22 protein-coding genes are annotated in these 26803 nt (G+C 64.4%); 11 read left to right on the top strand and 11 right to left on the bottom strand.

The window, feature by feature from the left end:
• Positions 1 to 15: 15 nt before the first annotated feature.
• Positions 16 to 558: a hypothetical protein gene (locus tag VHK65_01085; GenBank protein ID HVS04747.1), complete on the bottom strand. Its 543-nt coding sequence runs from the start codon at positions 556 to 558 to the stop codon at positions 16 to 18.
• A 206-nt stretch (positions 559 to 764) separates the two neighbouring features.
• Between VHK65_01085 and VHK65_01080 the strand changes: the two genes are divergently transcribed.
• From VHK65_01080 to VHK65_01070, 3 genes are all read left to right on the top strand, one after another.
• Positions 765 to 3986, top strand: coding sequence for a PAS domain S-box protein (locus tag VHK65_01080; protein HVS04746.1), 3222 nt, complete (start codon positions 765 to 767; stop codon positions 3984 to 3986).
• 143 nt (positions 3987 to 4129) lie between these two features.
• Positions 4130 to 5272, top strand: coding sequence for an RNA polymerase sigma factor RpoD (gene rpoD / locus VHK65_01075; GenBank protein ID HVS04745.1), 1143 nt, complete (start codon positions 4130 to 4132; stop codon positions 5270 to 5272).
• Between the two features lie 91 nt (positions 5273 to 5363).
• Complete coding sequence (locus tag VHK65_01070; protein HVS04744.1) at positions 5364 to 7445, top strand: sensor histidine kinase; 2082 nt, start codon at positions 5364 to 5366, stop codon at positions 7443 to 7445.
• Here VHK65_01070 and VHK65_01065 read toward each other — a convergent pair.
• Both VHK65_01065 and VHK65_01060 read right to left on the bottom strand, forming a co-directional pair.
• Entirely contained in the window at positions 7438 to 7887 is a 450-nt protein-coding gene (locus VHK65_01065; protein HVS04743.1) for a hypothetical protein, read from the bottom strand. The two genes, VHK65_01070 and VHK65_01065, sit on opposite strands and share 8 nt — an antisense overlap.
• Before the next feature lie 44 nt (positions 7888 to 7931).
• A complete protein-coding gene (locus VHK65_01060) occupies positions 7932 to 8678 on the bottom strand; it encodes a hypothetical protein (GenBank protein ID HVS04742.1) in 747 nt (248 codons plus the stop codon).
• Positions 8679 to 8723: 45 nt separating this feature from the next.
• On the opposite strand from VHK65_01060, the gene VHK65_01055 reads away from it, so the two are divergent.
• The gene (locus VHK65_01055) at positions 8724 to 9377 is read left to right on the top strand and encodes a hypothetical protein (GenBank protein ID HVS04741.1); all 654 of its coding nucleotides are present in this window, start codon (positions 8724 to 8726) and stop codon (positions 9375 to 9377) included.
• A gap of 7 nt (positions 9378 to 9384) precedes the next feature.
• Here VHK65_01055 and VHK65_01050 read toward each other — a convergent pair whose 3' ends face one another.
• Complete coding sequence (locus VHK65_01050; GenBank protein HVS04740.1) at positions 9385 to 9933, bottom strand: hypothetical protein; 549 nt, start codon at positions 9931 to 9933, stop codon at positions 9385 to 9387.
• Between VHK65_01050 and VHK65_01045 the strand changes: the two genes are divergently transcribed.
• Positions 9923 to 10624 carry a class I SAM-dependent methyltransferase gene (locus VHK65_01045; protein ID HVS04739.1) on the top strand — a complete coding sequence of 234 codons (702 nt, stop codon included), beginning with the start codon at positions 9923 to 9925 and terminating at the stop codon, positions 10622 to 10624. The genes VHK65_01050 and VHK65_01045 overlap by 11 nt on opposite strands.
• On the opposite strand, the gene VHK65_01040 is transcribed toward VHK65_01045, so the two are convergent.
• Positions 10621 to 11880, bottom strand: a complete 1260-nt coding sequence (locus tag VHK65_01040) for a Gfo/Idh/MocA family oxidoreductase (GenBank protein ID HVS04738.1) — start codon at positions 11878 to 11880, stop codon at positions 10621 to 10623. The genes VHK65_01045 and VHK65_01040 overlap by 4 nt on opposite strands.
• Before the next feature lie 128 nt (positions 11881 to 12008).
• On the opposite strand from VHK65_01040, the gene VHK65_01035 reads away from it, so the two are divergent.
• From VHK65_01035 to VHK65_01015, 5 genes are read left to right on the top strand one after another with little or no spacing between them, the layout of a single operon-like run.
• Positions 12009 to 13289 carry an extracellular solute-binding protein gene (locus VHK65_01035; protein ID HVS04737.1) on the top strand — a complete coding sequence of 427 codons (1281 nt, stop codon included), beginning with the start codon at positions 12009 to 12011 and terminating at the stop codon, positions 13287 to 13289.
• A gap of 21 nt (positions 13290 to 13310) precedes the next feature.
• Complete coding sequence (locus VHK65_01030) at positions 13311 to 14225, top strand: sugar ABC transporter permease (protein ID HVS04736.1); 915 nt, start codon at positions 13311 to 13313, stop codon at positions 14223 to 14225.
• Positions 14226 to 14227: 2 nt separating this feature from the next.
• Positions 14228 to 15136: a carbohydrate ABC transporter permease gene (locus tag VHK65_01025; protein ID HVS04735.1), complete on the top strand. Its 909-nt coding sequence runs from the start codon at positions 14228 to 14230 to the stop codon at positions 15134 to 15136.
• Between the two features lie 12 nt (positions 15137 to 15148).
• Complete coding sequence (locus VHK65_01020; protein HVS04734.1) at positions 15149 to 17194, top strand: hypothetical protein; 2046 nt, start codon at positions 15149 to 15151, stop codon at positions 17192 to 17194.
• Between the two features lie 23 nt (positions 17195 to 17217).
• Positions 17218 to 18288, top strand: coding sequence for a glycosidase (locus tag VHK65_01015; protein ID HVS04733.1), 1071 nt, complete (start codon positions 17218 to 17220; stop codon positions 18286 to 18288).
• Between the two features lie 42 nt (positions 18289 to 18330).
• Here VHK65_01015 and VHK65_01010 read toward each other — a convergent pair whose 3' ends face one another.
• The 4 genes from VHK65_01010 to VHK65_00995 all read right to left on the bottom strand — a co-directional run bounded on the left by VHK65_01010 (position 18331) and on the right by VHK65_00995 (position 23792).
• Complete coding sequence (locus VHK65_01010) at positions 18331 to 19200, bottom strand: carbohydrate ABC transporter permease (GenBank protein ID HVS04732.1); 870 nt, start codon at positions 19198 to 19200, stop codon at positions 18331 to 18333.
• A gap of 9 nt (positions 19201 to 19209) precedes the next feature.
• Positions 19210 to 20157 carry a sugar ABC transporter permease gene (locus tag VHK65_01005; GenBank protein ID HVS04731.1) on the bottom strand — a complete coding sequence of 316 codons (948 nt, stop codon included), beginning with the start codon at positions 20155 to 20157 and terminating at the stop codon, positions 19210 to 19212.
• 62 nt (positions 20158 to 20219) lie between these two features.
• Positions 20220 to 21467, bottom strand: coding sequence for an ABC transporter substrate-binding protein (locus VHK65_01000; protein HVS04730.1), 1248 nt, complete (start codon positions 21465 to 21467; stop codon positions 20220 to 20222).
• 159 nt (positions 21468 to 21626) lie between these two features.
• On the bottom strand, positions 21627 to 23792 hold the full coding sequence (locus tag VHK65_00995; GenBank protein HVS04729.1) for a glycogen debranching N-terminal domain-containing protein: 2166 nt from the start codon (positions 23790 to 23792) through the stop codon (positions 21627 to 21629).
• Positions 23793 to 23813: 21 nt separating this feature from the next.
• On the opposite strand from VHK65_00995, the gene VHK65_00990 reads away from it, so the two are divergent.
• Positions 23814 to 25916, top strand: coding sequence for a sensor histidine kinase (locus VHK65_00990; GenBank protein ID HVS04728.1), 2103 nt, complete (start codon positions 23814 to 23816; stop codon positions 25914 to 25916).
• Here VHK65_00990 and VHK65_00985 read toward each other — a convergent pair.
• Positions 25834 to 26301: a hypothetical protein gene (locus VHK65_00985; GenBank protein ID HVS04727.1), complete on the bottom strand. Its 468-nt coding sequence runs from the start codon at positions 26299 to 26301 to the stop codon at positions 25834 to 25836. The genes VHK65_00990 and VHK65_00985 overlap by 83 nt on opposite strands.
• The gene (locus tag VHK65_00980; protein HVS04726.1) at positions 26291 to 26797 is read right to left on the bottom strand and encodes a pyridoxamine 5'-phosphate oxidase family protein; all 507 of its coding nucleotides are present in this window, start codon (positions 26795 to 26797) and stop codon (positions 26291 to 26293) included. The genes VHK65_00985 and VHK65_00980 overlap by 11 nt, the downstream gene beginning before the upstream one ends.
• Between the last annotated feature and the right edge of the window lie 6 nt (positions 26798 to 26803).

Raw genomic sequence — 26803 nt, 5'->3', positions numbered from 1 at the left:
CTCGGGGCTTTTCGTTTAGGCGCTGGTTGCGGCCACCGCCGCCGCGCTGCTCCCGGCCGCGGCATTGGTATCTTCCGCGTGGAGCAGAATCAAGTACCAGCCGAGCAGGACCAGAAGCGGAGTATCCGGACGGCCAGTGGCACCAGGCTCGATTTCGACAGCGCCCTTGGCCTTTACGATGCCATGCCGCCCCTTGAAGAGCATTAGCGGCTGATCCTTCTCCTGCCAGACCCATTGGGACTGCCAGAAGTTGGCCGAGCTCAAGCGCACGCTGCCGCCGTCTGCGAAGTCGAGCGTTCCCCCGCCGGCCCAGTGGGGTCGGAAGACGGCGACATCGGCATCAGATCCTGAAACGCGCACCGTGACGCGCGGCTGCCAGAAGCCCTGCCGTTTGAATGTCCAGTGATGGCCTTCGGCCTCGGCATCGGCAAGGCTTCCGCGCTGAAAGCGCAGGGTCGCGACCACGTCATCGCCCGCGCGCAACTCGTGCTCGCGGCGGCGAGCCGCGGGTTGGATCCAGAGAAGCTCCTCGCCGGCACTGTCGGAAATGGGTCGCATGAGCCAAGTCTAGATCCGTGCTCAATTACCTAGGTAAAGGGGCCTAGGCTTACCTAGAAACGGGCGGATTTTTGTCACGATGGGGCAACGTTCTGCGTCTGCCGATTTAGGACTCGCACCTTCTCACTTCTACACGTTACGTTACATATGTCTGTGCCTAAGCTTTACGGGGGCCCGCGGCTAGCAGCAATGGCCTCCTGAGCGCGATGTCCGAACCGCTGCGCGTCCTGATCGTGGAGGACCGGCCCGATGACGCCCTGCTGGTTGCCGAGCACCTGCGGCGCGCCGGGCTGACCATCGCCTGGGAGCGGGTCGATACGGAGGCTGGATTCGCGGCCAAGCTGGGGACGGGATTAGACCTCATCATCGCCGACTACCACCTGCCCTCATTCAGTGCCCCGCGCGCGCTTGACCTGCTCAAGCAGGCCGACCTCGACATCCCGTTTATCGTTGTATCTGGGTCCGCCGGTGAGAATGCGGCCGTCGCCGCGATGCGGGGTGGCGCGCACGACTATATCTTCAAAGACAATCTGTCCCGGCTGCGCCCGGCCGTGGAGCGTGAGGTCCGTGCCGCGGTCGAACGAAAGGCCGCCCGTGCGGCCCAGGGCGAGTACCTCCGGCGGCTTGGCAGCATCTTCGATTCCGCGCTAGATGCGGTCGTCACGATGGGTGCCGACGGCGTGATCACCGACTGGAACCCGATGGCCGAAACCATCTTCGGGTGGTCACGATCCGAAGCGGTGGGCCGGATGGTGAGCGAGACCATCATCCCGCTTCGCTATCGCGGCGCGCACCAATTTGGTCTGCGCCACTTTCTCGCGACCGGCGAGGGTCCGGTTCTCAATAAGCGACTCGAGCTGGCGGCTCTGCATCGCGACGGTCACGAGTTCCCAATCGAGCTCTCCATCTCGGCGACCCGGTCCGGCGGCAGCCACCTATTCAGCGCCTACGTGCGGGACATCACCGAACGCCACGCCGCTGAGGAAGCGCTCCGCGCCAGCGAGGAGCGGTACCGGAAGATCGTCGAGACCGCATTTGAAGGCGTCTGGGTCATCGACGGCGAGAACCGGACGACCTTTGTCAATCGGCGCATGGCGGACATGCTGGGCTACGCCCCTGAGGAGATGCTGGGGAAGCCGGTCATCGATTTCATGGACGCCGATGCACAGGCCGCCTTCGCGGCCAATCGCGACTGGCGGCAGGAGGCCCACCAGGCGGAGCACGAGTTTCGATTTCGACGGAAGGACGGCTCGGAGCTCTGGGTGCTGTTGGAATCGAGTCCGGACCTGGACGCGGCCGGGAGCTACAGGGGATCGCTGGCGATGGTGACCGACGTCACCGAGCGGCGGCGGGCCGAGCGAGACCTTCGCCGCATGGCGGCGATGGTCGCTACCTCCATCGATCCGATCCTCGCGGTCGACGTCAAGGGGTTGATTGTGAATTGGAACCTCGGCGCCCAGCGCCTGTACGGCTACTCCGCCGAGGAAATCATCGGTCAAAGCATCGGGACGATCGTGCCGGATGGCAAATCCAGCGAATCGGCCGCACTGATGGATCGCGTGCGACGTGGTGAGCCCATCGAACAGCTCGAGACGATCCGAAAACGAAAGGACGGGAGTCTGGTGGAAGTCTCGATCAGCTTCGCACCGCTGACCGATGTGGACGGCACAATCGTCGCGTGCGCTGCGATTCATCGAGATATCACCACCACCAGGCGGGCCGCGGAGGCACTTCGTGCCAGCGAGGAGCGTTACCGGCGGATCGTCGAAACCGCGTATGAGGGCATATGGTTGATCGACGCGCAGAACGTGACGACCTTTGTCAATCCCCGGATGGCCGAGATGCTGGGTTACACCGTTGAAGAGATGGCCGGCCGACCGCTATTTGAGTTCCTTGGTGCCGACTCGCAAGCGTCCTTCATCTCCAACCAACCTGGCCGCCTCCGGGGTGAATCGCAGCAACGCGAAGTGCGGTACACGCGAAAAGACGGCACCGATTGCTGGACCTTGCTCAGCATCAGCCCAAACCATGACGCCGCCGGGCACTACGCTGGATCACTGGCGATGGTGACGGACATAACGGAGCGGCGCCGCGACCAGAAGGCCCTCGAGTACCAGGCGCTTCACGACGCGCTGACGGGGTTACCGAACCGGCTCCTGATGGCCGATCGGTTGGGGCAGGCGCTGGTTTCGGCTCGGGCGGCGCGCGAGCAGGTCGGGGTGCTGATCATCGACCTGGATCACTTCAAGGAAGTCAACGAAACGTTTGGTATGCAGGCCGGTGACCGCCTGCTCGAACAGGTTGGGCCGCGCCTGCGGGCCGAGATTCGAGCCGAGGACATGGTCGCCAGGCTCAGCGGTGACGAGTTCGCGGTGCTGATGACGAACACCGATGCGACGGCGGCAACTGTCAAGGCGCAATGTCTACTCGAAGCACTGGAGCGGCCGTTCGAGGTGGAGGGCCAGCACCTCGACGTCGCCATCAGTATCGGCATCGCGATCTTTCCGGATGACGGTGATGACCCGAACACACTGCTTCGCCGCGCGGACATCGCGCTGTACGTTGCCAAGCAGCCGCGAGGCGCCTTCGTGCGATTCGCGCCCGAACATGAACGACAGGGCGCCAGCCGCCTGACCCTGATGGCCGATCTGCGAGAGGCGCTGCAGCACGAAGACCAGCTTTTCCTGGACTTCCAACCTCTGGTCAGACTTCGCGATCGCAGCCTCGCGGGTGTCGAGGCCCTGGTCCGCTGGCGACATCCTCAACGCGGGCTGGTGCCACCGATGGAGTTCGTGCCCTTCGCCGAGAAGACGCGCTTGATCAAGCCGCTGACCAGGTGGGTGCTCATCTCGGCCCTGAGACAATCCGTCAGCTGGGAGCGTGATGGACGCCTGATCCCCGTGTCGGTGAACATTTCGATGCGCGACCTCGTCGATCCCGAATTTCCAGAAACGATCGCCACGCTGCTCAAGGCATCGCAAGCGCCGCCGTCCTCGCTGATGCTCGAGATCACGGAGAGCCTGATCATGACCGAGCCCGAGCGGGCCATCAACACGCTGACCGAGCTGCGGATGCTGGGCGTTCGCCTTGCGGTCGATGACTTCGGCACCGGCTATTCCTCGCTCGCCTACCTTCACCGGCTTCCGATCCACGAGATCAAGATCGACAAGTCCTTCGTGGCGGCGATGGGCGGGCAGGCGAGCCGGTCCAACATCGTGCGAGCCTCGGTCGAGCTCGGTCACAGCCTGCAACTCGAGAGTGTCGCCGAGGGTGTGGAAGACGCCCGGACGTGGGACCTGCTGCGCTTGCTGGGCTGCGACCTGGCGCAGGGCTACTTCATCAGCCGGCCGATGCTCGCCGAGCAGGTGCTTCCATGGCTCTCGCGGTGGGAGACGGCCCCGGGTAAGGCTGCCGAGGAAGCCGCCTGACTTGCCTCTTTTTGGGCAAAAAGCCCATAGATGGCGAATTGGCCAATGTCAACTATTGGAAAGGTTATAGCGCTAGTGTATGAATCAAAGAACCACTAGACGAACGTAGCTTGAATAGCGCACCATATGGGTACAAAACCCGGGTGACAAAGGTTAAGGCGCGGGTCCAAGTCGATCCGCTGGTACTGAGCGCGGAAGCGCTGATCCTCAAGGGGAAGGAGCAAGGCTACCTCTCCCCCGACGACGTGATGAAGGCGTTTCCCTCGATCGAGGGCAATGCCGACGGCTTCGTTCGCGTAGCCGCGGTCTTCCAGGAGATGGGGATCTCGGTGACCGCCGACGGGGAGGCCGAACAGGACACCGACGAGGAGGAAGCCCTTACTGAGGTCGAGGTGGTCAGCTCGGTGGCCCTCGACGACCCGGTTCGGATGTACCTCAAGGAGATCGGCCGCGTCAACCTGCTCACCGCCAAGCAGGAAGTCGAGCTGGCCAAGGAGATGGAGGCCGGCTCCGAGGAGGCGCGCCATCACCTGACCGAGGCGAACCTCCGTTTGGTGGTGTCGGTTGCCAAGAAATACCTCAACCGCGGGCTGGGCTTCCTCGACCTGATCCAGGAAGGCAACCTCGGGCTGATGCGCGCTGTTGAGAAGTTCGACTACAAGCGTGGCTTCAAGTTCTCGACCTACGCGACCTGGTGGATTCGCCAGGCGATCACTCGCGCCATCGCGGATCAGGCACGCACGATCCGCATTCCGGTCCACATGGTCGACACCCTCAACCAGCTGGCGCGCGTCTCCCGGGCGCTGCTCGAGCAGCTCGGCCGCGAGCCGACTGAGGAAGAGCTCGCCTACGGCATGGGCATCACGGTCGACAAGGTCCAGGAGCTTAAGAAGATCTCGCAGCAGCCGGTGTCCCTGGAGTCGCCGATCGGTGAGGAGGAGGATTCGCACCTGGGTGACTTCGTCGAAGACAAGATGGCCATCGCGCCGCTCGAGGCAGCCAGCGAGGCCATGTTCCGCAACGAGGTCGAGGACATCCTGGCAACGCTTCGCCCGCGCGAGCGCCGGGTGGTTCAGCTGCGCTTCGGCCTGGTTGACGATGAGCCGCGTACCCTCGAGGAAGTTGGTCGCCGCATGGGCCTGACCCGGGAGCGGATCCGGCAGATCGAGGCGACCGCCCTGCGCAAGCTGCGGCATCCGAGCCGGTCGAAAGTCCTCCGTGACTACACCGAGGACGGGGGCCAGAGCACGCGCGTCGGCGTCCGAGAAACCGAGGCCGTCTCCTAGGACCTAGCCGGCGGCGGCTGATGCCACCGCGAATAGACGGGGTCGTGTTTCCACCCTTGCCAGCTTGCGGGCCTGCGGCGACAATCGGGCCGTGACAGCCTCCGTTCGGGCCCAGCGCCTGATCTGGCCGGCTGCGTACCTGACGGTCGTGGCCATCGTGGGCGACTTCGTCCTCCTGGCGCTGAACGCAGGCTCGATCGGCACGACCGCGGCCGGCCCAGACAGCCTAGCTCTTCGAATCGAGATCCCCATCTTCGGGGTGGCCTTCGTCTTGGTCGGCGCGCTGGTCGCATCCCGCCAGCCGCGCAACCCGGTTGGATGGATCTTCTGGGGCGGCGGCATCGAGGCGGCGATCCAATCCCTCATGACCGAGTACAGCTGGACCGCCTCCCGGATCGGTCCGCTCCCTGGCGCGACCGAGACTGGCTGGCTCGCCGGTGGCTTGGGCGAGGCGCTCTTCCTGCTGGCCTTCACCAACATCGTGCTGTTCTTTCCCGATGGTCACCTGCCGTCGCCGCGGTGGCGTCCCGTTGCCATTGCCGCCGGTGTACTGATCGCCATCAGTGGACTGCTTCAGACCATCTATACGGCACCCGGCAGCCCGAGCTCCGGACCTCCGGTCGCCTCGACGCTCGCGTTGCCGGCCGTCCTGGTCGCCATCGTCGGACTCGTGGTCAAGTATCGTCGCGCCGACCGCGATCGCCGGCAGCAGATCAAGTGGGTCGCGTTCGCCGCCGCCGTGATCCTGGTGTGCGTGCTGATCCTCCCGGCGGCCACAGTCGCATTGCTTCCGCACGAATTCTTTACCAGCGCCGTAGCGTCCAGCGTGTTCGGCCTGGGCACCCTGACGATCGTCTTGCTGCCGATCGCGATGGCGATCGCCATTCTTCGGTACCGGCTATACGACATCGACGTGGTGATCAATCGAACGCTTGCCTACGGCGCGCTGGCGCTCGCGATCACCCTGATCTATGTCGCGGTGGTGGTCGGCGTGGGCAGCCTGGTCGGCCGGGGTGGCCAGGCGAACTTCATCCTTTCGATCGCCGCCACCGCCCTGGTGGCAGTCGTCTTCCAGCCCATCCGCGCCCGCGCACAGCGCTTCGCCAACCGCCTCGTCTACGGCGAGCGCGCCACGCCCTATGAGGTCCTGTCGCGGTTTTCGGAGCGGATCGCCGACACGGTCGCCAGCGATGAAACGCTTGGCCAGATGGCACGGGTGCTGGCCCAAGGGACGGGCGCCACCCGAGCCGAGGTCTGGCTGCGCGGCGCTTCAACTCTGCATTGTGCCGCGGCGTACCCGGAACCATTTGAGCGTCCCGAGCCGGTTCCACTCCCGCCCGGGGGGTCGCCGCAGATCGCCGGCGCCGATGCCGTCGCCCCAGTGAGCCACCAGGGCGAGCTGCTCGGCGCGCTGGCCGTGCGGAAGCGGAAGGGGGAGTCGATGTCGCCGATCGAGGAGAAGCTGCTGGCGGACCTGGCGCGTCAGGCGGGGTTGGTCCTGAAGAACGTGGGACTGACGGCCGACCTGCGGCGGCGACTCGAAGAGCTCCGCGCATCGCGCGAGCGCCTCGTCTCGGCGCAGGACGCCGAGCGGCGGCGACTCGAGCGCAACATCCACGATGGAGCCCAGCAGAACCTGGTCGCGCTCAAGGTGAAGCTCGGTCTGGCGCGGCATACGTGGAAGAAGCAGCCCGAACGCATGGAAGCGCTTCTCGACGAGCTTGTTGCCGATGCGGATGAGTCATTGAACACGCTGCGAGAGCTGGCACGCGGAATCTACCCTCCATTGCTGGCCGAGAAGGGTCTCGCAACCGCCCTAGAAGCGCAAGGGCGTCGGGCGTCGATCCCCGTCCAGCTCAGTACCAATGGGGCCGGCCGCTACCGTCCGGACCTCGAGGCGGCGATTTACTTCTGTTGCCTGGAAGCGTTGCAGAACGCCGCCAAGTATTCAGGTGCCAGTCTGGTGCAGATTCAGCTCAGCCAGGAGAATGGCGAGCTCGTCTTTGCCGTCAAGGACGACGGTCGCGGTTACGACGCCCTGCGGATGAAGCCGGGTGCCGGCCTGCAGAACATGATCGATCGGGTCGAGGCGTTGGGCGGCCGGCTCGAGATCGAGTCGGCCGTTGGCACCGGCACCCTGGTAACCGGGCACGTCCCGGTGCCCGTCATCTGATCTTGAGGCTGGCCTCGCAGCAGATCAGTCCCAGATCGGGCGTCCAGCGCAGGGTCAGCGGCGAGGATGTGGACCGCGGCCGAAAGCAGATGGTAAGTGGCCCCAGCTTCGCCCCGTTGCTGAACTCGGTGCGAGACCAGTGGCTGCAGCCCGCCACGTCCTGAATCGCCGTCGATGTCTGCTTGTTGGCGTCGACCAGTTGGAGATCCTCGGGCGACGCGTGGGTCGCGGCGCTCGAATTGCGGAAGGTTACGTCCATCCGGACGACACCGTCCGCGTCCCTGACGTTCGAGATCCACATCGTGTAGTCCTGCACGTCGAGGCATGGCTGCGGCGAGCAGGGCAGCGAACTGGCCTCGCTCACTGGGGCGATGCCTCGGGCGAGGGCGATGAACGCGACCACGGCCAGGATCGCCAGGAGAACTCCGCCGGCTGTGAACAAAGCCAACCGAGTCCAGCGCCTCCGCGGGAAATGCAGCCAGGTCATTAGGCGCGCGCCCAGGCCGTCAGGTGCAGCGGAACCCCGTTCGGGGTCAGGATCATCGTTTGCCGCGCCTCCACCAGCAGCTGGCCGGATTCGGAGAAGATCGCTGCGCCCGCGATGACCTTGCGGCCCTGGCGCTCGATCGGCCAGCCGACCACGATGCCCGGGGCGTCGCCCTGAACCGGCGCGTGCTGATGGAGCTCCAGGCGACCGCTCACAGCGCGGTCGTCAGCTTGGGCACCACCGTGCACGATGTGGCCCCAGATCGCCGGGCAGTCCAGGGCCGCCCACAAGAACTCAGATGCAACGGTCCGATCGGTTCGCCACACCGAGGATGGGGGACGCCAGAGCGTCGCGACGACTGGCCGGCCCTCCACAGGCCCGGGGAAGATATGCAGGCCGTCGCCGGATGCTCGACCCGTACCGCACGTAAAGCAGTTCGGGAAGAAGTGGCGGCTGAACCCTGGGTAGCGTTCGGATGCCCGTTCAGCTTCTTCTGGCGCGACCGCCTTGGGAGCGGTCGTCTCGAGTTGAGATGGAGCCGCCGTTGCCGCCAGCTCGCCGTCGAGCCGCATCAGCACATGCGATTCGCTGTGTTCGAGGGTGACGATCGATCCCGGAGGGACAGCCTTCGTCAGCGTGACGGCGACCGACGGCCCGACTTCTTTTGCGACCAATCCCGCCAGGTAACCACCGTGGGACACTCCGGGGATTCCCTCGTAACGCCGGTCGATGGCGACCTCAGCCAAGTGCGGGCATTCTAGCCGTCACGAGAAATGAGAATGTAGTAAGTCATGACGGCCGGTAAGGACCCTCAATGGACGGGCATCTACGAGACACCGTCCCCGAGCGACGCTGACCTGGTCCGGACTACGTTAGAGGTGGCCGGCTATCGCGTCTGGGTTCAGGGCGGCAACGCGCCGGGGATCTTCGGTCCGAGTAACGACACATCCGGCGCGCTCACCGTGAGCGTGCCGGCGGAGGACGCCGAAGACGCTCGTGACTACCTCAGGCAGAAGACGAGTCTCCTGCCTCACGACGCCGCCGCAGCGCCGTCTGACGCCGAGACCGCTCCCCCACAAGAAAGCCTCGCGGACATCGCCCAGGAGATTCTGGAGCGGCGCCATCAGCACGACGTCGCGGCCTGCAAGTACTGCGGCATCGCGACCCTCGACGTCGGAGAGATCGAGCTCGACAGCCGCATGATTGCCCTCCTGCGGGCATCGGGACTCGGCGTCAACAGTGCGACATTCAGCGAGTTCGAACCCGGAGAGCGAATTTGCACGGATTGCGCCGGTCATGAGGTTGCGTGCGAGCTCTGCGGACGGGTGCTTGATGCCTTTCTTGACCAGGGCGAGTATCGGCAGGTAAAGGACGATGAGGCCTACGTCTGCAGCGTCTGTCGGGGCCGCCTGGAAGACCAGCTTCAGCCGGACCGGGACTGGTGACTGCGGCTCAGGCCGCTTTCGCGCGCGTCGCTGGGCGGCTGATGCCAAAGTAAGCACGGACCCGGCGCTTCAGCAGGAGTATGACCAATACCACAGTTAGCAGCCCATTGCACAGATAGGCATCGAGAACCAGTCCGACGCCGACATGCTCCGACGGAATGATGGCAAATGCGCTGGCAATGTTCGCGATCGTCAGTAATGGCAGGAGGAAGCTGAGCCACCAATGACGCTTCGCCGGCACGCCAAGCAGTAAAAAGGCGCCGACGCACGCGAGAAGAAATATGATGCCCACCGTTGCCAGGACTGCCGCCCCAACAACGGGCGAGTTCCCGGGGGGAACGCCGTAGCGCCAGACAACGCCGAGGCGGCCAAGCGTATTCAGGGCCAGCAGGACGGCCATGATAAGCAGGAGTGCTCGCAGGTACTTCAGCGACTTTGGGACATCGGGCGTCATGGTAAAGACAACGTGGCGAAGGTTCGCTTCTGGCAGCACCACCCCGGGCTCCGTATCGTGGAGCGCATGGGTGAGTCGTCGCGTGAGTGGAATGGCCGACAAGACTGACGCTGACGCGCTGATCGCTGATCAGATCGCCTACTACCGTGCACGTGCTGGCGAGTACGACGAAAACTTACGACAGCTCGAGCGGTACGTCAGCCTGGGAGGAACCGTCGCCGGGCGGCCGGACGATGAGGATAGAAAGGAGGTCGCCATCCTGCTCAACGCGCTGGACGGCATGCGTCCGTTTGACACCGTCCTGGAGCTGGCGTGCGGCACCGGCTGGTGGACGCAGTGGCTCGCCCACCACGCCCGGCAGGTCACGGCCGTCGACGCCGCGGAGGAGATGCTCGCGCTGAATCGCGAACGCGTTAAAGCCGCCAACGTGCGGTACGTACGGGCCGACATCTTTTCGTGGCGACCAGATCGACAGTACGACCTCGTGTTCTTCGCCTTCTGGATGTCCCACATCCCGCACGATCGGTTCGCCGCATTCTGGCAACTGGTGCGCGACTCGCTGGCAGTGAATGGCCAGGTCTTCTTCATCGACGAGCTGAAGCGATCGTGGGGCCTGGAAACGCGAGTCGACGACGATGCCGTGCTCCGTCAGTTGGAAGACGGCCGACAATTCCGCGCGGTGAAGGTCTTCTACGAACCCTCTGAGCTCGAGACGAAGCTCCGAACACTCGGATGGAATGTCGAGGTCCGCCGCGCTGGTCGTCGCTTCTACTGGGGCCAGCAGGACGTCTAGCCGCTAAGGTCGACCGGAAGCGTGGCCGGCACCACAGGCTGCGCCGATTCGACCGCTTCTCGGGCCGCCACCGCGGTCGCCAGGCTGCGCCATGCATCGACGCCGGCTACCCGCGGCAACCGATCCTCCAGGATGGCCGAGACCAGGTCGACCATTCCGGCCCGAACGCTCTCTCGATAGACGTGCTCCTTGGCCGGCTCGCCTCCGAGGCTGGCGCGAACCCGCACCCGCGTGCTGACATCCCGGCTCTCGCTGCGTGCACGCCACGGTCCCCGGTTTCCGTACGTCTCGACCTGGGAGACCTCTACGGTTTCGTCACCTGACAGCCGGAATCCTGGCACGTTGAGAAGTTCCCCGCTGTCGGTCGGAAGATGCTCGAGCACCGCCCGTCCATGGACGTCGGTCCAGACCTCCAATTCGAGGCTGACCGGGATCCATCCGGTCAGCCGGCCGTGAGCAAATCCCCAATCAAGGGTGATCGATTGGTACTGGGCACGGTTCGGGTGCGTAAAGGCATGCAGGAAGCTGGACGTTGCCCCGCCTTCGTGGGTGCACGTCGCCGCCACGGTGTCGATCGGACCGGCGCCAGGTCGCCGAACCTGGAGCGCCTGGACCGCCAGCGGATGACTGCCCATCAGCCAGTCACAGACATCGAAGAAATGCACGCCATGTTCAACGAAGATGCCACCGCTGATCGCCTCGTCCCAGAACCAATGGTCCAGGGCGAGGTCCTCGTCTGCCGCGTAGTTTTCCAGGGCGAACCGGCGTAGCCGACCAAGCAATAGGCCGCTCCCTGCCGGTAGCGATCCGAGGTGGCGCATCAGACCGTAAAGCGGGTTCCAGCGCATGACGTAGTCCACCGCGAGCCGAACGCGCGCATCGCGGACGGCACGAAGCACCGCCGTCGCGTCGTCCATGGTCGTGGCCAGGGGTTTCTCACAAAAGACATGCTTGCCAGCTGCGGCTGCCGCGACCGCCATTGATGCGTGCAGCGCTGGCGGCGTGTTGATGGCTACCACCTGGACGCGGGGGTCTGCGAGCAGAGCCATATAGTCCGAATATGCCGCGACACCGAAGGCCTCGGCGGTTGCCTCCGCCCGGCGCTGGTCCCGGTCGGTCACCCCGACCAGCGCCAGGCTGGGGATGGTCCGAAACGCGGTGAGACAGAATTCGCCAAAACGACCGCAGCCGACCATGCCTAGTCCCAGGCGACCGGGGGCAAGCGGCGGTGACTGGCTCATTGGTGACTGGCTCATTTGAACGAACGCTGAGATCGCTTAGTTAGCTGAAACACATCTACAGTGCTAGTGTCGAATTGGCTGAGCCTTGCCTCGTCTGGCGAGACGCGACTCTCCGAGGCTGGCACTCCAAAGGAAGGGTACTGATGATGAGTTCACGCCATGCTCTCCTCGCCGCCGGAGTCGTCCTGAGTCTCGGCCTTGCCGCGTGTGGAGGCGGCAGCAATGCCGCGACGGGCAGCACAAAGGGTTCGATCAAGATCTGGTACTCCAACAACGCCGAAGAGGTGAAGTGGGGGGACGCCGTTGTCGCTGCCTGGAACCAGAGCCATTCGAGCGAGCAGGTGACCGCCGAGCAGATCCCGGCCGGGAAGAGTTCGGAGGAAGTCATTGGAGCCGCCATCACCGCGGGCACGACCCCCTGCCTCATCTTCAACACGGCCCCGGCGGCCGTATCCCAGTTCCAGAAACAGGGCGGTCTGGTCAGTCTGAGCAGTTTCTCCGACGGAAACTCCTTCATCGAGGGGCGCACTGGTGACCGAGCCTCGCAATACAAGTCTCCCAATGGCAGCTACTACCAGATGCCCTGGAAGAGCAACCCGGTGATGATCTTCTACAACAAGGATATCTTCACGAAGGCGAGCATCGATGCGACCAACCCGCCGCTCAAGACGTACGACCAGTTCCTGAGCACCGCGCAGGCCGTCGTCAGCAAAGGCGGCGCCAAGGCCGCGATCTGGCCGTCGCCGACCTCTGAGTTCTACCAGCCCTGGTTCGACTTCTATCCGCTGTTCATCGCCCAGAGCAAGGGCAAGCAGCTGATCGAGAACGGGGAACCGCAGTTCAATAGCGCCGACGGTCTGGCGGTCGCAAACTTCTGGAAGCAGCTCTACACAAAGAACCTCGCCCCCAAGGAAGCGGCCCAGGGCGATTCCTTTGCCACCGGTCAGAGCGCGATGGCAATCGTGGGGCCGTGGGCGATTCCCGTCTATACCGGCAAGGTGAAATGGGGCGTGGCCCCGGTTCCGACCAAGGACGGGATGGATGCGAGCGCCATCCACACCTTTTCCGATGAGAAGTCGATCGGCATGTACTCGAGCTGCAAGAATCAGGGCACCGCATGGGAGTTCTTGAAGTTCGCCGTCAGCAAGGACAGCGACGGCAAGTTGCTCGACCTTACCGGCCAGATGCCGATGCGGAGCGACCTTGCGTCGGCCTACCCGAGCTATTTCTCAGCCCACCCTGACTACAAGTTGTTCGCCGACCAGGCCGCACGCTCGGTCGAAGTCCCCAACGTGCCGAACTCGGTGGAAATGTGGCAGGACTTCCGGGCCGCATACTCCAAGTCGGTCATCTTCGGCAGCCAAGGTGTCGACCAGGCATTCAAGGACGCAGCCGCCCAGATCAAGACCCTCGTCAAGTCGTAACCCGAAGGCAATAACGTGGCAGTGGCGGCGGCGGTTCGAGCGCGCGCACCCCGTAACCGATTGCGGAGCCTGTTTGGGGAACACCCGATCGGGTACCTGTTCGCCGCCCCCTTCGTGCTCTTCCTGATAGGGATTTACGCTTACCCGTTCTTTTACGCGATCTACATGTCGTTCTTCGATTACTTCTTTTCGGCACCAGGGGCAGAGGTCGTTCGCCCCTTCGTGGGGCTGGGGAACTACGCCCGAGTGCTGCAGGACCCGCTGTTCCACATCGCTATTCGAAACGTCGTCATCTTTCTTGTGATCAATGTCCCACTGACCGTCGGCTTATCGATGGTGCTGGCCACCGCACTCAACAGTGCGATTCGGTTCCGCACCTTCTTCCGCGCCGCCTACTACGTCCCCTACATCACCGCGAGCGTCGCGGCGGTGGGTATCTGGCTCTGGCTATTCAGCGGCTTCGGCCTGGTCGATAAGCTCCTTGGGCCGCTCGCCCCCAACCCGTCGTTCCTCATAAATGCCCTGTTGGCGATGCCGATCATCGCCCTCTACGTCACCTGGAAGGGGCTTGGCTTCTACATCCTGGTCTATCTCGCCGCCCTGCAGACCATCCCCAAGGAGCTCTACGAGGCGTCAAAGGTAGACGGCGCCAGCCCCATCCAAAGCTTCTTTGCGGTGACCGTGCCCGGACTGAGGCCGGCGACCCTGCTGGTCATCGTTACCGCCGTCATCACCGGGGCCAACTTCTTTACAGAGCCCTACCTTCTGACCGGGGGCGGGGGCCCGGAGAACCAGTCCGTCTCGCCGGTATTTTTGATTTACCGGTTCGGTATTGAGCAGAACCATCCTGGTTACGCGGCCGCGATCGGGATCCTGCTGGCCATTGGAGTGCTGCTCATCTCCGGCATCAACCGCTTCGTCCTGGAGCGGCCTTAGCTATGGCGACCGCGACGACTGATCTGGTCGGGGCGCCCACGCAGCAGGTCGAAGCGCAGGGGCCGCCCGAGCATCGAAAAAAGGTGTCCGCACCGTGGTTGAGGCTCTTCGCACTTTCCCTTGGGGCGCTAGTGTTCGTGTTCCCCTTCTATTACATGGTGGTCAGCGCCTTGCAGCGGGAGCCGAACCCGAACATCTCGGGCGCCTTCCCAAATCCAGGCAGCCTGTCTTTTGACAACTTCGTCGCCATCAACACCGCGATCAATCTCTTAAGGACCCTTCTCAACTCGGGCCTCTTTACGGGTGGCGTGCTCCTGGGAACGCTGGTGTTTGGCGGGCTGGCCGGATATGCGCTGGCGCAACTTCATTTCCGAGGGCGGCAGGCGCTCTTCTACACCCTGATTCTGTTACTCGTGCTCCCCTTCCAATTGCTGATGATCCCGCTCTACGTTCTGATCGCCAGGAACTTCGGCCTCGGCGACACGCTCCTGGGCATGATCCTGCCGTTCGCCATCAACCCGACCGCGGTCTTCATCTTCCGCCAGTTCTTTATGCAAATTCCCAGTGAGATGTTAGAGGCGGCGCGCATCGACGGCGCTTCCGAGCTGGCAATCCTGACCCGGGTGGTCGCGCCCTTGACCAGGCCCGCGATCTTGACCGCGACGCTGATCACCTTCATCGGTCCCTGGAACGAATTCCTCTGGCCATTCTTGATCACCAAGAGACTGGAGCTCGAACCACTGGCGGTGGCGCTGGCCAACTACATCTCCACAGTGGCCCAGCGGGCCGCCAACCCGTACGGAACGATCCTGGCGGGGGCCACCGTGCTGGCCATCCCGGTGGTCATTCTCTTCCTGATATTCCAGCGGCAGTTCATCGAATCGTCGGTCGGTTCGAGCGTGAAGGGGTAAAGGAGGACGGTCATGCGTCTACGAGCAGCGCTTGTGGCGGTTCCGGTGGTGCTGATCGGCGCGATTGGCGGTATTTCGGCCGGGGCCCAGGACAGCGCTCGACCCGGCCCGGTCAACCTCGCTCACCTCGACTTTTTGCATGACTCGGTGCCGTATCCAGGCACGCCTCCGGCCGGGCACAGCACGACCGAGCCAGGCACCGCGATCGACACCTGGTGGGTCTACGCGAATTACGATTCCGCGACGGGGACCTACACAAGGACCGGGGGTGGGTCCTACAATCCATCGACCCACACCTACGGGCAGGGGGCCTTCGACACCGACGATGTGACGCGCGCGGCGGTCGCGTACCTGACGCACTACCGCTACTACCACGACCAGCACAGCCTCAGGCTGGCGCGCGGCGCGCTGCGCTTCGTGATGTACATGCAGACCGCGACCGGCCCGAACGCGGGAAACTTCGTGCTCTGGATGCAGCCCGGCGGCGCGCTCAATCTCACGCCAACGCCGCCCGACTCGCCCAACCCCGCGGATTCCGGCGCCTCCTTCTGGCTGGCCCGCTCGATCTGGGCGCTGGGCGAAGGCTACGCCACGTTCCGCACGGTTGACCCCGGCTTTGCACGTGCGCTCGCCGTTCGGATGGACCTGGCGCTGGCCAAGCTCGATGCCGAGCTCGTCGCGCCCAATAACGGTCGCTACAACACGCTGCACGGCTATCAAACGCCCGCGTGGTTCATCGCCGACGGCGCCGACGCGTCCTCGGAGGCACTGCTCGGGCTGGGCGCCTACTACGCGGCGACCGGCAAGGCTGAGGCGCGCAAGCTTGGGGTGGCCTTCGGGAATGGCATCGCCGGCTTTCGGCTCGGCAGCTTCCGTGACTGGGCCTGGCAGGCACTGCTCCCCTTCACCGGATCGGTAAGCCTCTGGCACGCGTGGGGCGCGCATATGGTCATGGCGCTGGCAACAGCAGGACCCCAGCTCGGACATCGCGAGTGGCTCTCCCCGGCGGAGCGCGACGCGAATTCCTTTGAAACCCACCAGCAGCTCTCGTTCGGCGCCATCAACGGCCTCCTGCCTGCCCCCGACGATCTGTCCCAGATCGCCTATGGCGCGGAGACCACCGTCGACGGTCTTCTCTTCCTAGGCCGGGCCACCGGCAACGATGTCTATCGGCGCTGGGCCGGCATCGCCGCGACCTGGTTCTTTGGAAATAACCGAGCCGGGGTGGCGATGTATCAACCGGCGACCGGCGTCGTCTACGACGGTCTCAACGGCGACGGCGGCATCAACCGCAACTCGGGAGCGGAATCCACGATCGAGGGATTGCTCGCCCTCATGAACGTGGTCAATGACCCGGTGGCTCGAGGCTATCTTCGCTATGACCGGCTCCTGGCACAGACGACGTATCAAAAGGTCGAGGCTGAATCCGGCGCGCTCAGCGGCGCAGCCGCGGTGGTGACCCCAGCTTCGGCGTGGACCGGCGAAGCGCTCTGGAGCAACGGTCAGTACGTGGACCTGGGGAAGGGCGGCAGCGATCGCATCACGGTTACCTCGCCCGCCGACGGAAGCTACCTGGTCTACCTTGTCTTCGACAAACAGATGGGGCGGCCCGACTCCGTGGGTGTCACGGTCAGCGTGGATGGTGTTCCGGCAGGCCGCGACAATCAAGGTGGGGCCGGCACCCAGGGCGTTTCGCCGAACCCCGATTACCTCTGGATCGATAGCCTGGCCGTGCCGCAACGGCTGAAGGCCGGCGCGCACACCGTCACACTGAAATACGCCGGCAACGGCGGCACCCATGCGAAGATCGACGCGATTCTGTGGCAGCCGGTGATCGAGAGCAAGGTCCTGGAAGGCGCTGACGGTGCCACCCTGGCCGCATACAAGAGCCTTACCAATGTCCAGTCCCGGGTCGTCCTTCCGACGCCGACTGACACGTGGGTCGTCCTCGTGTACGACCGCGATGGCAGGCTGGTCCAGCGCGTGTCATCCGAGTCCGACCCGATCAGCACGGTGCCGGTTCTTCCCTTCGGCTACACGATCGCTTCTGGGGAGTGACGCCTCCAGAAGCTGGCAGCGGTATGGCGGTAAAGGCGCCGCCATACCGGCTGGAGCGCCTCGGCATCGTGATGGAGCCGTTGCCCGGGGAGCCACGGGAGGTTGAGGGCGTGCTCAACCCGGCAACCGCGCGCGCCCGCGATGGCGAGCTCTACCTCTTCCCGCGGATGGTGGCCCGGGGCAACTACTCGCGGATCGGGCGCGCGCGAGTCGTATTCGATCAAGGTGGCAAGCCCTCGGGCGTCGAGCGGCTCGGTATCGCTCTGGAACCCGACGAGGCGTGGGAGCGGAATCCAGCCACGGCCGGCGTCGAGGATCCGCGGATCACGTTCGTCGACAGTCTGGATGCCTACGTGATGGCGTATGCCGCCTATGGGCCGCTCGGTCCGCGCATCGGGCTCGCAATCAGTCGGGACCTGCTCAGTTGGGAGCGGATGGGCCCGGTGTCGTTCGACTACCAGCCATCCCTGCGGACGGATTTGAACCTTTACCCCAACAAGGACGCGATGTTCTTCCCGAAAGCCGTGCCCGGCCCGGATGGCAAGCCCGCCTATGCCATGCTGCACCGCCCCATGTGGAACCTGTCCTGGATTAGCCCGAACGCAGGCCGGCCGCTCCCAGTGGGCGTGACGGATGAACGCCAGAGCATATGGGTATCGTTCGCTCCCGCTGAGGCGGTCATGAATGATTTGCATGCCCTGACACGACTCGGCCAGCACCGGCAGGTGGCGCAGCCTCAGCAGCCGTGGGAAGCGACCAAGATCGGCGGTGGCACCCCCCCTATTCGCATCCCGGAGGGATGGCTGATCATCTACCACGGCGTAACCGCCCGCATGGATGCCCATCCCGGACCGCGCGACCCCGTGCGCTACGTCGCCGGCGCGATGGTGCTGGATCCTCAGGACGTCAGCCGCGTCCTCAGTCGCTCCCAACTCCCGCTGCTCGAGCCGGAGACGAAAGAGGAACGCGAGGGAACGGTCCCGAACGTCGTCTTCCCAACCGCGATCGATGTGCGCGATGGCGGCGAGGCTGATGTCTACTACGGGATGGCCGACACCCGGATCGGGGCAGCGCGGCTCCGTCGCATTACCTAATTTTCCCTTCCCCGGTTCCGGGGGAGGGTATGGTGGGGGCCCCTACTTGCCGCCGGTGGTCGCGACGCTCTTGATGATGTAGCGCTGGAAGAAGAACACCAGGAGCACCATCGGGATGGTCGTGAAGATCGAGCCGACTAGCACCCAGTTCGTATGTGCCACGTACTGGGTGCCGAACCCGGCGATGCCCAAGGGAAGCGTGAACAACGAAGGGTCGTTAAGGATGACGAGCGGCCAGAGGAAGTCGTTCCATTGGCCCTGGAAGCTGAAGATTGCGAGCGCCGTCAACGCCGGGGCGGAGAGTGGCAGGATCACCCGCCTGAACACCGTCCATTTGCTGGCCCCATCGATGACGGCGGCCTCCTCCAGTTCGTTCGGGATGGCCTTCATGAACTGCGTCATCAAAAAGATGCCCGCGGCTGTCGAGACATTGGGCAGGATAACGCCGGGATAGGTGTTGATCAGTCCAAGCTGCTTCATGATGAGGAACTTCGGGATCAGCGTCACCTGAAGCGGGATCATTAGCGTCGCGAGCACGGCCAGGAACAGCACGTTCCTTGCCGGGAACCGCAAGCGAGCAAAGGCGTAGCCGGCCAGCGCGCAAAAGAAAACGTTGAGCACCGTGACCGCCGTCGAGAGGCCGATGCTGTTGACGAACCAGCGGGGAAACATCGGAAAAAGCTTGGCCACGTTGAGAAAGTTTTCCGGATGCCAGGTCTTGGGGAAGAGCGTGGGCGGGTAGGACGTGACGTCGACGTCGGTCTTGAACGCGCCGAAAATTGCGAGGATAAAGGGGCCCAGCATGATGAGCCCGAAGATCGTCATCGCGACGTAGAGCGCGACCTGCTTGGCCACGATGGCCCCGCGGGGATTGCGTTGTTGCGCGACCTTGTCGACCGTGATAGCTGCCATCGTCGCTCCTCAGTACTCGACCGTCGTGTCGATGAAACGGCGCTGGATGAGGGTGAAGGCGAAGATGATCGCGAAGAGGATGAACGCTTCCGCGCTCCCCAGCCCGAAGCTGAAATCTCGAAACCCGTTGGTGTATATCAGGAAGACAGGAGTGAGCGTCGACTTCAGCGGACCGCCATTGGTCATCACGTAGACCTGGTCGAAGACCTGGAGCGTCCCGATTGTGCCCAGCACGACAACAAGGAAGATCGTCGGCCGGAGAAGCGGTATCGTGATGTTCCACAAGGATCGCCAACCGACCGCACCATCGATCTTCGCCGCCTCGTAGACATGGGTCGGGATGTCCTGGAGGCCCGCCACGAACACGATCATGAAGGAGGCGGCCGTTGACCAGATGGTTGTCGTCATGATGGCCGGCAGGGCTGTTCCAGGGTCGAGGAGAAAGCCGAATTGGCGAGCCCCGGGGATGACGATACCCAGCAGGCCGCCAACCCACCCACCGGGTGAGAAGAGCCAGCTGAAGATCAGCCCCATCACCACCGACGAGGTGATCGCGGGCAGGTAATAGATGGTGCGAAAGACGCCGCGGCCCACCATGATGCGGTCGAGGACCAGGGCCATCGTCAGCGCCAGGATCGTCTGGAAGGTCACGACGACCACCATGTAATAGACCACGTTCAGAAGGGCGCGGTGGAAGTCGGCGTTCACAAGGGCCTTCGCGTAGTTGTTCAGGCCGGCCCACTCGAGCGTGAAGCCGTCGTATTTGAACAAGCTGATGAAGACGGCCATCACCATTGCCACAAACGTGAAGCCGCCGATGACGATGAAGGCCGGAATGAGGAAGGCGTACGAGGTCAGCCACTCGCGCCAGGGACGTCCGCGTCGGGGGGCCCCCACCTTTACCGGGGTGGGCAGCCCCGCATTCATCGCAACCACCGGACTGGTCCCTACAGCCATTGGTCCTCCTCCCTCCGAATTGAGGAGGCGCCGCCTTGGCGCCTCCTCACCATCGTAGCTAGCTAGCTTGCCAGCGCGTCGGTTACCTCTTTGTCGGCTTGCTTCAGCGAATCATCGACCGACTGTTTCCCGAGCAGGACCCGTTCGAGGGCTGCGCTGATCGCGTCCGCAACCTTGCCGGAGTTGATGCCCCAGGAGAACGGCTTTGCGTAGGCATTGCCGGCGAAGATTGCCGCCTCTGCCGGATGGGTCGCGAAGTACGGATCGCTCGCGAGGGCGGTCCGCGTCGGAAGCGCGAAGCCGGAGTGAAGAACGGTCTTTTGATTGTCGGGGCTTGTGAGGTAGTTGAGCAGGACCCACGCCGCGTCCGGGTTCTTGGACTTGGCCGAGATTGAGTACCCGACTGTGAAGACCAGGTTCCCACGCTTCTTGCCCTGGGGCAGCTCGGTCGCCGACCAATTGATTGTCGGGTAGTCCTTCATGAAGGGGATGAGCCAGCCACCCTCCATGACCATCGCCGCCTTGCCTTTGGCGAACGCGTCGCCTGGCCAACCAATCCCGGCTCCGAGGGCACCCGAGTAGGTGCCACTCCCGTTCTGCTTGAACGAAAGGTAATACTTGGTTGCCTCGACGGTGGCGGGATCGAGGAGCATCGACTTCGTATTGTCGGCGTTGAGCACCTGGCCGCCGTTCTGGTAGACGATGGGCGCCCAGCGAGCGGAGTCGGCGTTGGTGATCAGGCCCCACTGGCCTGGCTTGGTCAACTTCTTGGCCGCAGACGTCAGGTCCGCCCAGGTCCAATCCTTGGTCGGCGGGGCCACGCCGGCCGCGGTGAACATGTCCTTGTTGTAGAAGAGCGCCAGCGTGTTGGAGTCCTTCGGGACGCCGTAGATCGCCTCGCCCTGCTTGAAGGCGCTAAGCACCTGGCCGGAGAAATCCGAAGCGTTTGTGCCGGTCTTCGCCATCTCGTTGCGCAGATCGAGCAGGACATGCTTCTGCATGAAGCCGGCTGCGTCTCCGAGCTCAACGTAGAAGGCGTCGGGCTCGGTGCCGCTGGCCAACTGGGCCTTCAGCTTGGTCCGGAAGTCCTGGGGGACCGGCTCGTAGGTGACATTGATATTTGGATACTTCACCTTGAACGCCGCGAGCTCATCCTTGAGGAGCTGGTCCTCCGCCGGCGTCGAGGTCCATCCGCTGAATCGAATCGTCCCCGATGCTTTGCTGATGTCGCCGCCCGCCGACTGCGACGCACCGCCGCAGGCCGTCAGTAGCACCGCCGACATCGCAGCCAGTGCTAAGCCAAGCCGCATTGAACGCATGAAAACACCTCCAGTATTTCCCGTCCTCTTCCTGTCCCAGGGTCCGTCCAAGACCGGATAGCTATAAGCATTCACGGTGGACCATCTTCTGTCAACACCGGCGACCCTTTGTTGGAAATCATTAGGCTCCAAATAGGCGAGTGCCCCGATTCAGGAGCGAGCCAGTGGCGCTTCGACCAGCGCCGGCCGGGGCAGCCGGCCGTGCACCACCTTGAAGCCGGTGGTATTGCCCGCGACCTGGACCCGGTTGCGCTCGAGATGGAGCTCCATCGCCCCCCGGCCCGCCCGCAGGTTGCGCAGGGTCAGCGAGGGCAGCCAGTCGGGGAGGTCGGGATTGACGTACATCGTCCGCGTCCGGCCGACGGTATGGATGCCGCAGAGGATGGCAACCAGACGGAACACCGCGGCGGCGGCCCAGGCTTGTGGGACATTTGCCCCAAGGTACGGCACCGGGAAGGCGCCGGCATCTCGCGGCAGACCGCTGAACAGTTCGGGCAGCCGGTAGGCGTCGAAGCGCTCGGCGGCGGCGAAGATCCCTTCCGCCACTCGCTGGGCCTCGGTGTGCCGGCCGGCCCGGCGGAAGCCGCCCGCGATTGTCGCGTTGTCGTGCGGCCAGACCGATCCGCAGTGGTACGAGTACGGGTTGTAGCCGGGGTGCTTGCTCGACAGCGTCCGGATCCCCCAGCCGCTCCACATGTCGTCGGCCATTAGCCGGTCGACGACCCGCTCGGCGCGGTCGGGCGGCACAATCCCGCTGCTGAGGCAGTGGCCGGCGTTCGAGGCCACCGTCTCCATCGGCCGCTTGTCCTTGTCGAGCCCGAGATAGTAGGTGCCCTCCGCCTCCCACCAGAAGACCTCGTTGAACCGTTGGTACAGCTGCCGGGCGCGCTCGCGAAGGTCGGCCGCCTTGTCCGGCTCTTTTAGCAGGTCGTAGATTTCCGCCATCCGCAGTAGCGCGTCGAACGCGTAGCCCTGCAGCTCGCAGAGCGCGATGGGTGCCTCCGGGATCGAACCGTCCCCATGCCGGATCCCATCCCAGGAGTCCTTCCATCCCTGGTTGAAGATGCCCTGGCTCGAGCGCCGCGAGTATTCCTGGAACCCGTCACCGTCCCGATCCCCGTACTGCAGCAGCCAGTTCAGGGCGGCCTCAGCATTGCGGCGATAGCGCTGCAGCAAGGCAACGTCCCCCGACCACTGGTAGGCGTAAGAGAGCACGATGATGAACAGCGGCGTGGCATCCGCCGTGCCGTAGTAGGGCGCGAAGGGCAGGAGCTTCAAGCTCGCCAACTCGCCGGTGCGGATCTCGTGCGGGATCTTTCCCGGTTCTTTGTCCTGCTCCGCTGAGTCATCGGTCGCCTGCAGCCGGGCCAGGGTCCGCAGCGCTCCGAGCGCGAACTCGGGAAAGGCGCTGATGCTTTCCATGGAGACGACCAGCGAGTCGCGGCCGAACAGGGTCACGAACCAGGGGATGCCGGCCGCGGGCACGAACATGCCGCCCCTGACCGTGGTATCGACCATGCGCAGCGCATCGGTGTCCTCCACCGCCTGTCGCCAGATCGCGGGAAGCGTGGGATGACTGGTCACGATCTCGAGCGGCGGAAGCTTGTGCATCCGGCGCGACTCGTCAAGGAGGAGGGCGTGACAGGGCAGCGTGCGAGCCGGCCGCGGACCGATCACCGGCAGCCATTTCAGACAGGTATGCCATTCCGCCCTGGGGGCGAGATCGAGCCGGAACACCAGTCGACCATTCGCGTATTCCGGCTTGGATCCCGCCTTCTCGACCTTGACCAGGAGGCCGCGCCGGAAACTGCGGTTCCGGTAGGTGCTGCGCAACTCCCCCATGCGGGGCAGCCAAGTGGTCTGCAGGTCGCCACGGCGGATCAGCCGGTGACTCCGGACATCGAAGACGTCGGCGAAATCCGACTCGATGGCGATTTCGAGCACGAGCCGCACGGGATACATCGCGTAGTTCGTGAGGTCGTAGTCCTCATGGATCCCTTCGAGGATGGTGCGCTCCAGCCGCAACCCGATCGAGCCTTCCGGAAGGAGTCCATCGGCACCGGCATTCGAGCCGGGACCGAGGGGAAGCTCCGGCGTCATGAATTCGTACCGTGCGGAGAAGTGCTCGACCGCGATGGCGTCGAGTAACTTCGGGGACCGCCCATTAAGGGTGAGGCCGTATCCGCTGACGAATCGCGTGTCGCTCGCGTAGAAGCCGACGTCATCCTGGGGGAGCATGGTGGCGTTGGGCTGGCTGATCAGGAACTGTCGATCGTAGTTGATGGTCAGGGTCGACGGCCCAACCGTGACTGGCATCCGCTAGGCAAAATACCCTAAATGGTTCCCGCTCTGCGCCGCCGTTCAGACTGGCTCGCGTGGGGGAGCGTCATCGGGACCCTGGCGCTCTTCATTGCCGGCAACGCGCTTCGGGGCGCGACGCCGACCCCGCTGATTTCGCAACAGGTCCTGGCGGTCATCGACGGGTGGTGGATTCGGCTCAGCCTGCTGTACGCGCTCGCCTTTGCGCTCGTCGGTGCGCTGATCGTCGCCCGCCGGCCCGGCAACCGCATCGGCTGGGTGGCGTGCGGGATCGGCCTGCTGACCGCCGTCTACGAGTTCGGGCTAGGGTACGAGACCTTTGGGACATACGTCAACCGATCACTCCCCGCTCTTGACTTCGTTCGCTGGCTGGAGCAATGGGAATGGGCGCTGCCGGTCGTGCTGATGCTGTTTTTCCTGCCCCTGCTCTTCCCCGATGGGAGGCCGGTCTCGCCCCGCTGGTGGCTCCTCGTCCCGCTCGTCCTCGGGGGCTTCGGGCTCGCTTTGTTCGGGATCTATGTCGGCCAGCTCATGGGTCTGGTCGGTTCGGTGCTCGCGAATGCCAGCCTGTTCATCCGTTACCGCCGTGCTGGTGCGGATGAGCGCCAGCAAATCCGCTGGTTCGCGCTCGCCGGACTACTGCTGGTCGTCGTCGCCCTCTCCGGGGTCGTCGTCGGGTCGCTCGTTTACCACAACAACACCGTCGTCTTCAATCCAATCTTTGATGTGCTGACGCCACTGGCGTTCACTGCGCTGGCGGGCTCGATCGGGATCGCCGTACTCAGATACCACCTCTACGACATCGACGTCCTCATCCGGCAGACGCTCGTTTACGGCACGCTCGTCGTCCTGATCAGCGTCATCTACTTCATCACGGTCGTCACCGTCGGCAGCCGAGTAGGACAGTTGCCACGGAACGACCCTGCGGCGGGGGTAGCCGTTGGTGCCATCGTCGCCCTGGCCTTTCAGCCAGTTCGGCGCCGGCTTCAGCGGCTGGCCAACCGCCTCGTCTACGGCAAACGCGCGACGCCGTATGAAGTGCTCTCGCAGTTCAGCAAGCGCGTGTCGGAAATGTACGCGAGTGATGAGCTGCCGATTCGGATGGCGCAGGTGCTGGCCGAGGGAACCGCGGCGGATAGCGCCACTGTGTGGCTGCGGGTCGGGCATGAGCTTCGGCGGGCGGCGTCATGGCCGGCCGGCGCCGGCGGCCCGAGCACCCTCCCCCTATCGAGCGATGAGCTGCCGCTGATCAGCGGGGTTGCGGAGGCGGTGCCCGTCCGCTACCAGGGCGAGCTGTTGGGAGCGCTGGCCGTCTCCAAGCGGCAGCCGATGACCGCCACAGAGAGCCGCTTGCTCGCCGACCTTTCACGCGAGGCCGGGCTTGTCCTGAAGAACACGCGTCTCACCGCCGAGCTGGTGCAGCGTCTCGATGAGCTGCAAGCATCCCGGCAACGACTGGTCAGTGCCCAGGACACCGAGCGGCGGCGCCTCGAGCGCAACCTGCACGACGGCGCACAGCAAAACCTCGTTGCGCTGAAGTTGAAGATCGCCCTCATGAAGAACGTGGCGGCGACGGATCCGCAGCGTGCCCAGGCGACCCTCGATGAGCTGACGGGGGACGCTAACGAGGCGATCGAGACGCTTCGTGAGCTGGCTCGCGGGCTCTATCCACCGATCCTCGCGCAGGACGGGCTGCTCGCCGCCGTTGAGGCGCAAGCCCGCCGAACCCCCGTACCCGTCGAGGTGGAGGGCGGTCCCCTCCCCCGCTACCCGCAGGAGACCGAGGCGGGCGTGTACTTCTGCGTACTGGAGGCGCTGCAGAATATGGTGAAGCACGCCAACGCGACAAAGGCGGCGGTGCGCATCGAGCAACGCGATGGGCGCCTGGTTTTCTCCGTCACCGATGATGGCCGCGGGCTGGATCCCGAGCGGGCACGATCCGGCTCGGGGATGCAGAACATGCGGGACCGGATCGAGGTGCTGGGTGGCGAGCTTCAGGTCGTGAGCTCGCCGGGAGCGGGTACGCGCGTGACCGGTTCTATCCCGGCGGCTGCCGCTGAGCCGGCGACGGCTGGCAAGCTCGGGCCTGCACCGCCTTCAGTTGCGCCCAATCGATCCTAGGTCGAGCCAGCCCTCGCCGATCCAGGTAACGCCCGGCGGCCCGCCGTTTGGCCAGGGCGAACCGCACCATTCCTGCCAGGCCGCCAATGCCGATGCCTGGCACGAAACGTGACGGTCGGAACAGCCAGGTCTCGCCGCTCGGCTCTAGCGTGCCGCGAATCATGAAGCTGCGCAGGTCCCAGAGCAACTGGTTATGGCCATGGCACAGCAGGCTGGCCGGCCCCGGCGCGATCCGACTCCACTCCGGTAGAGACACACGCAATACCTGTTGCTCCTCATCCAGCGAGGGGATGCACCGAATGCTGAACGGGTAGCCGTCACAGTCCACGCCGGTCAGGACAGGGCCGGAAAAGCCCGGCAGGAGTCGCCGGACCTCAGCCCACATGGATCGCCTCAACAACCTTCGGCTCGCTGGAGAGATCGCCGTGCTCCCACCAGAGGATGCGCGCAGGCGTGACCGTGATCTCCAGGCGCATGAAATACCAGTCCGAGAACCAGCGCATCGCGCGGTTACTGGTGTACATTGTCCCGGCGGGCTGACGGCGGTAGACCAGCATCACCTCGTTCTCGAAGCCGCCGATCGAGGTCTTGACCACATCCGGGGCGACAGCGTCACCCTGGACAAGCACCGCCGGCGGGTCAAAGAGCCCACTTCCCGTCGCGTCAGAGAAGAGCAGGGAGACCCGTGGATTGCGCCGGATATTGAACGCCTTGTCCGGCAAGCCGATGGAGGTCGTCGTCATGAACTGGCCGGTCGATCCCCGAAAAAACGGCAGCATGGGCCATGTGATCGGCGTGCCGTCCGCCGCCAGGGTCGAGAACTCGCAGGTACGAAATTCCCGAAACACCGCCTCCACCTCTGCCGGAATCGGAAGGGTCATCTCGCC

Source organism: Candidatus Dormiibacterota bacterium (assembly GCA_035544955.1).
In the GTDB taxonomy this organism is placed as follows: Bacteria; Chloroflexota; Dormibacteria; order CF-121; family CF-121; genus CF-13.
The sequence above is the reverse complement of the archived record's forward strand: the minus strand, read 5'-3'. Positions and strand labels throughout refer to the sequence as shown.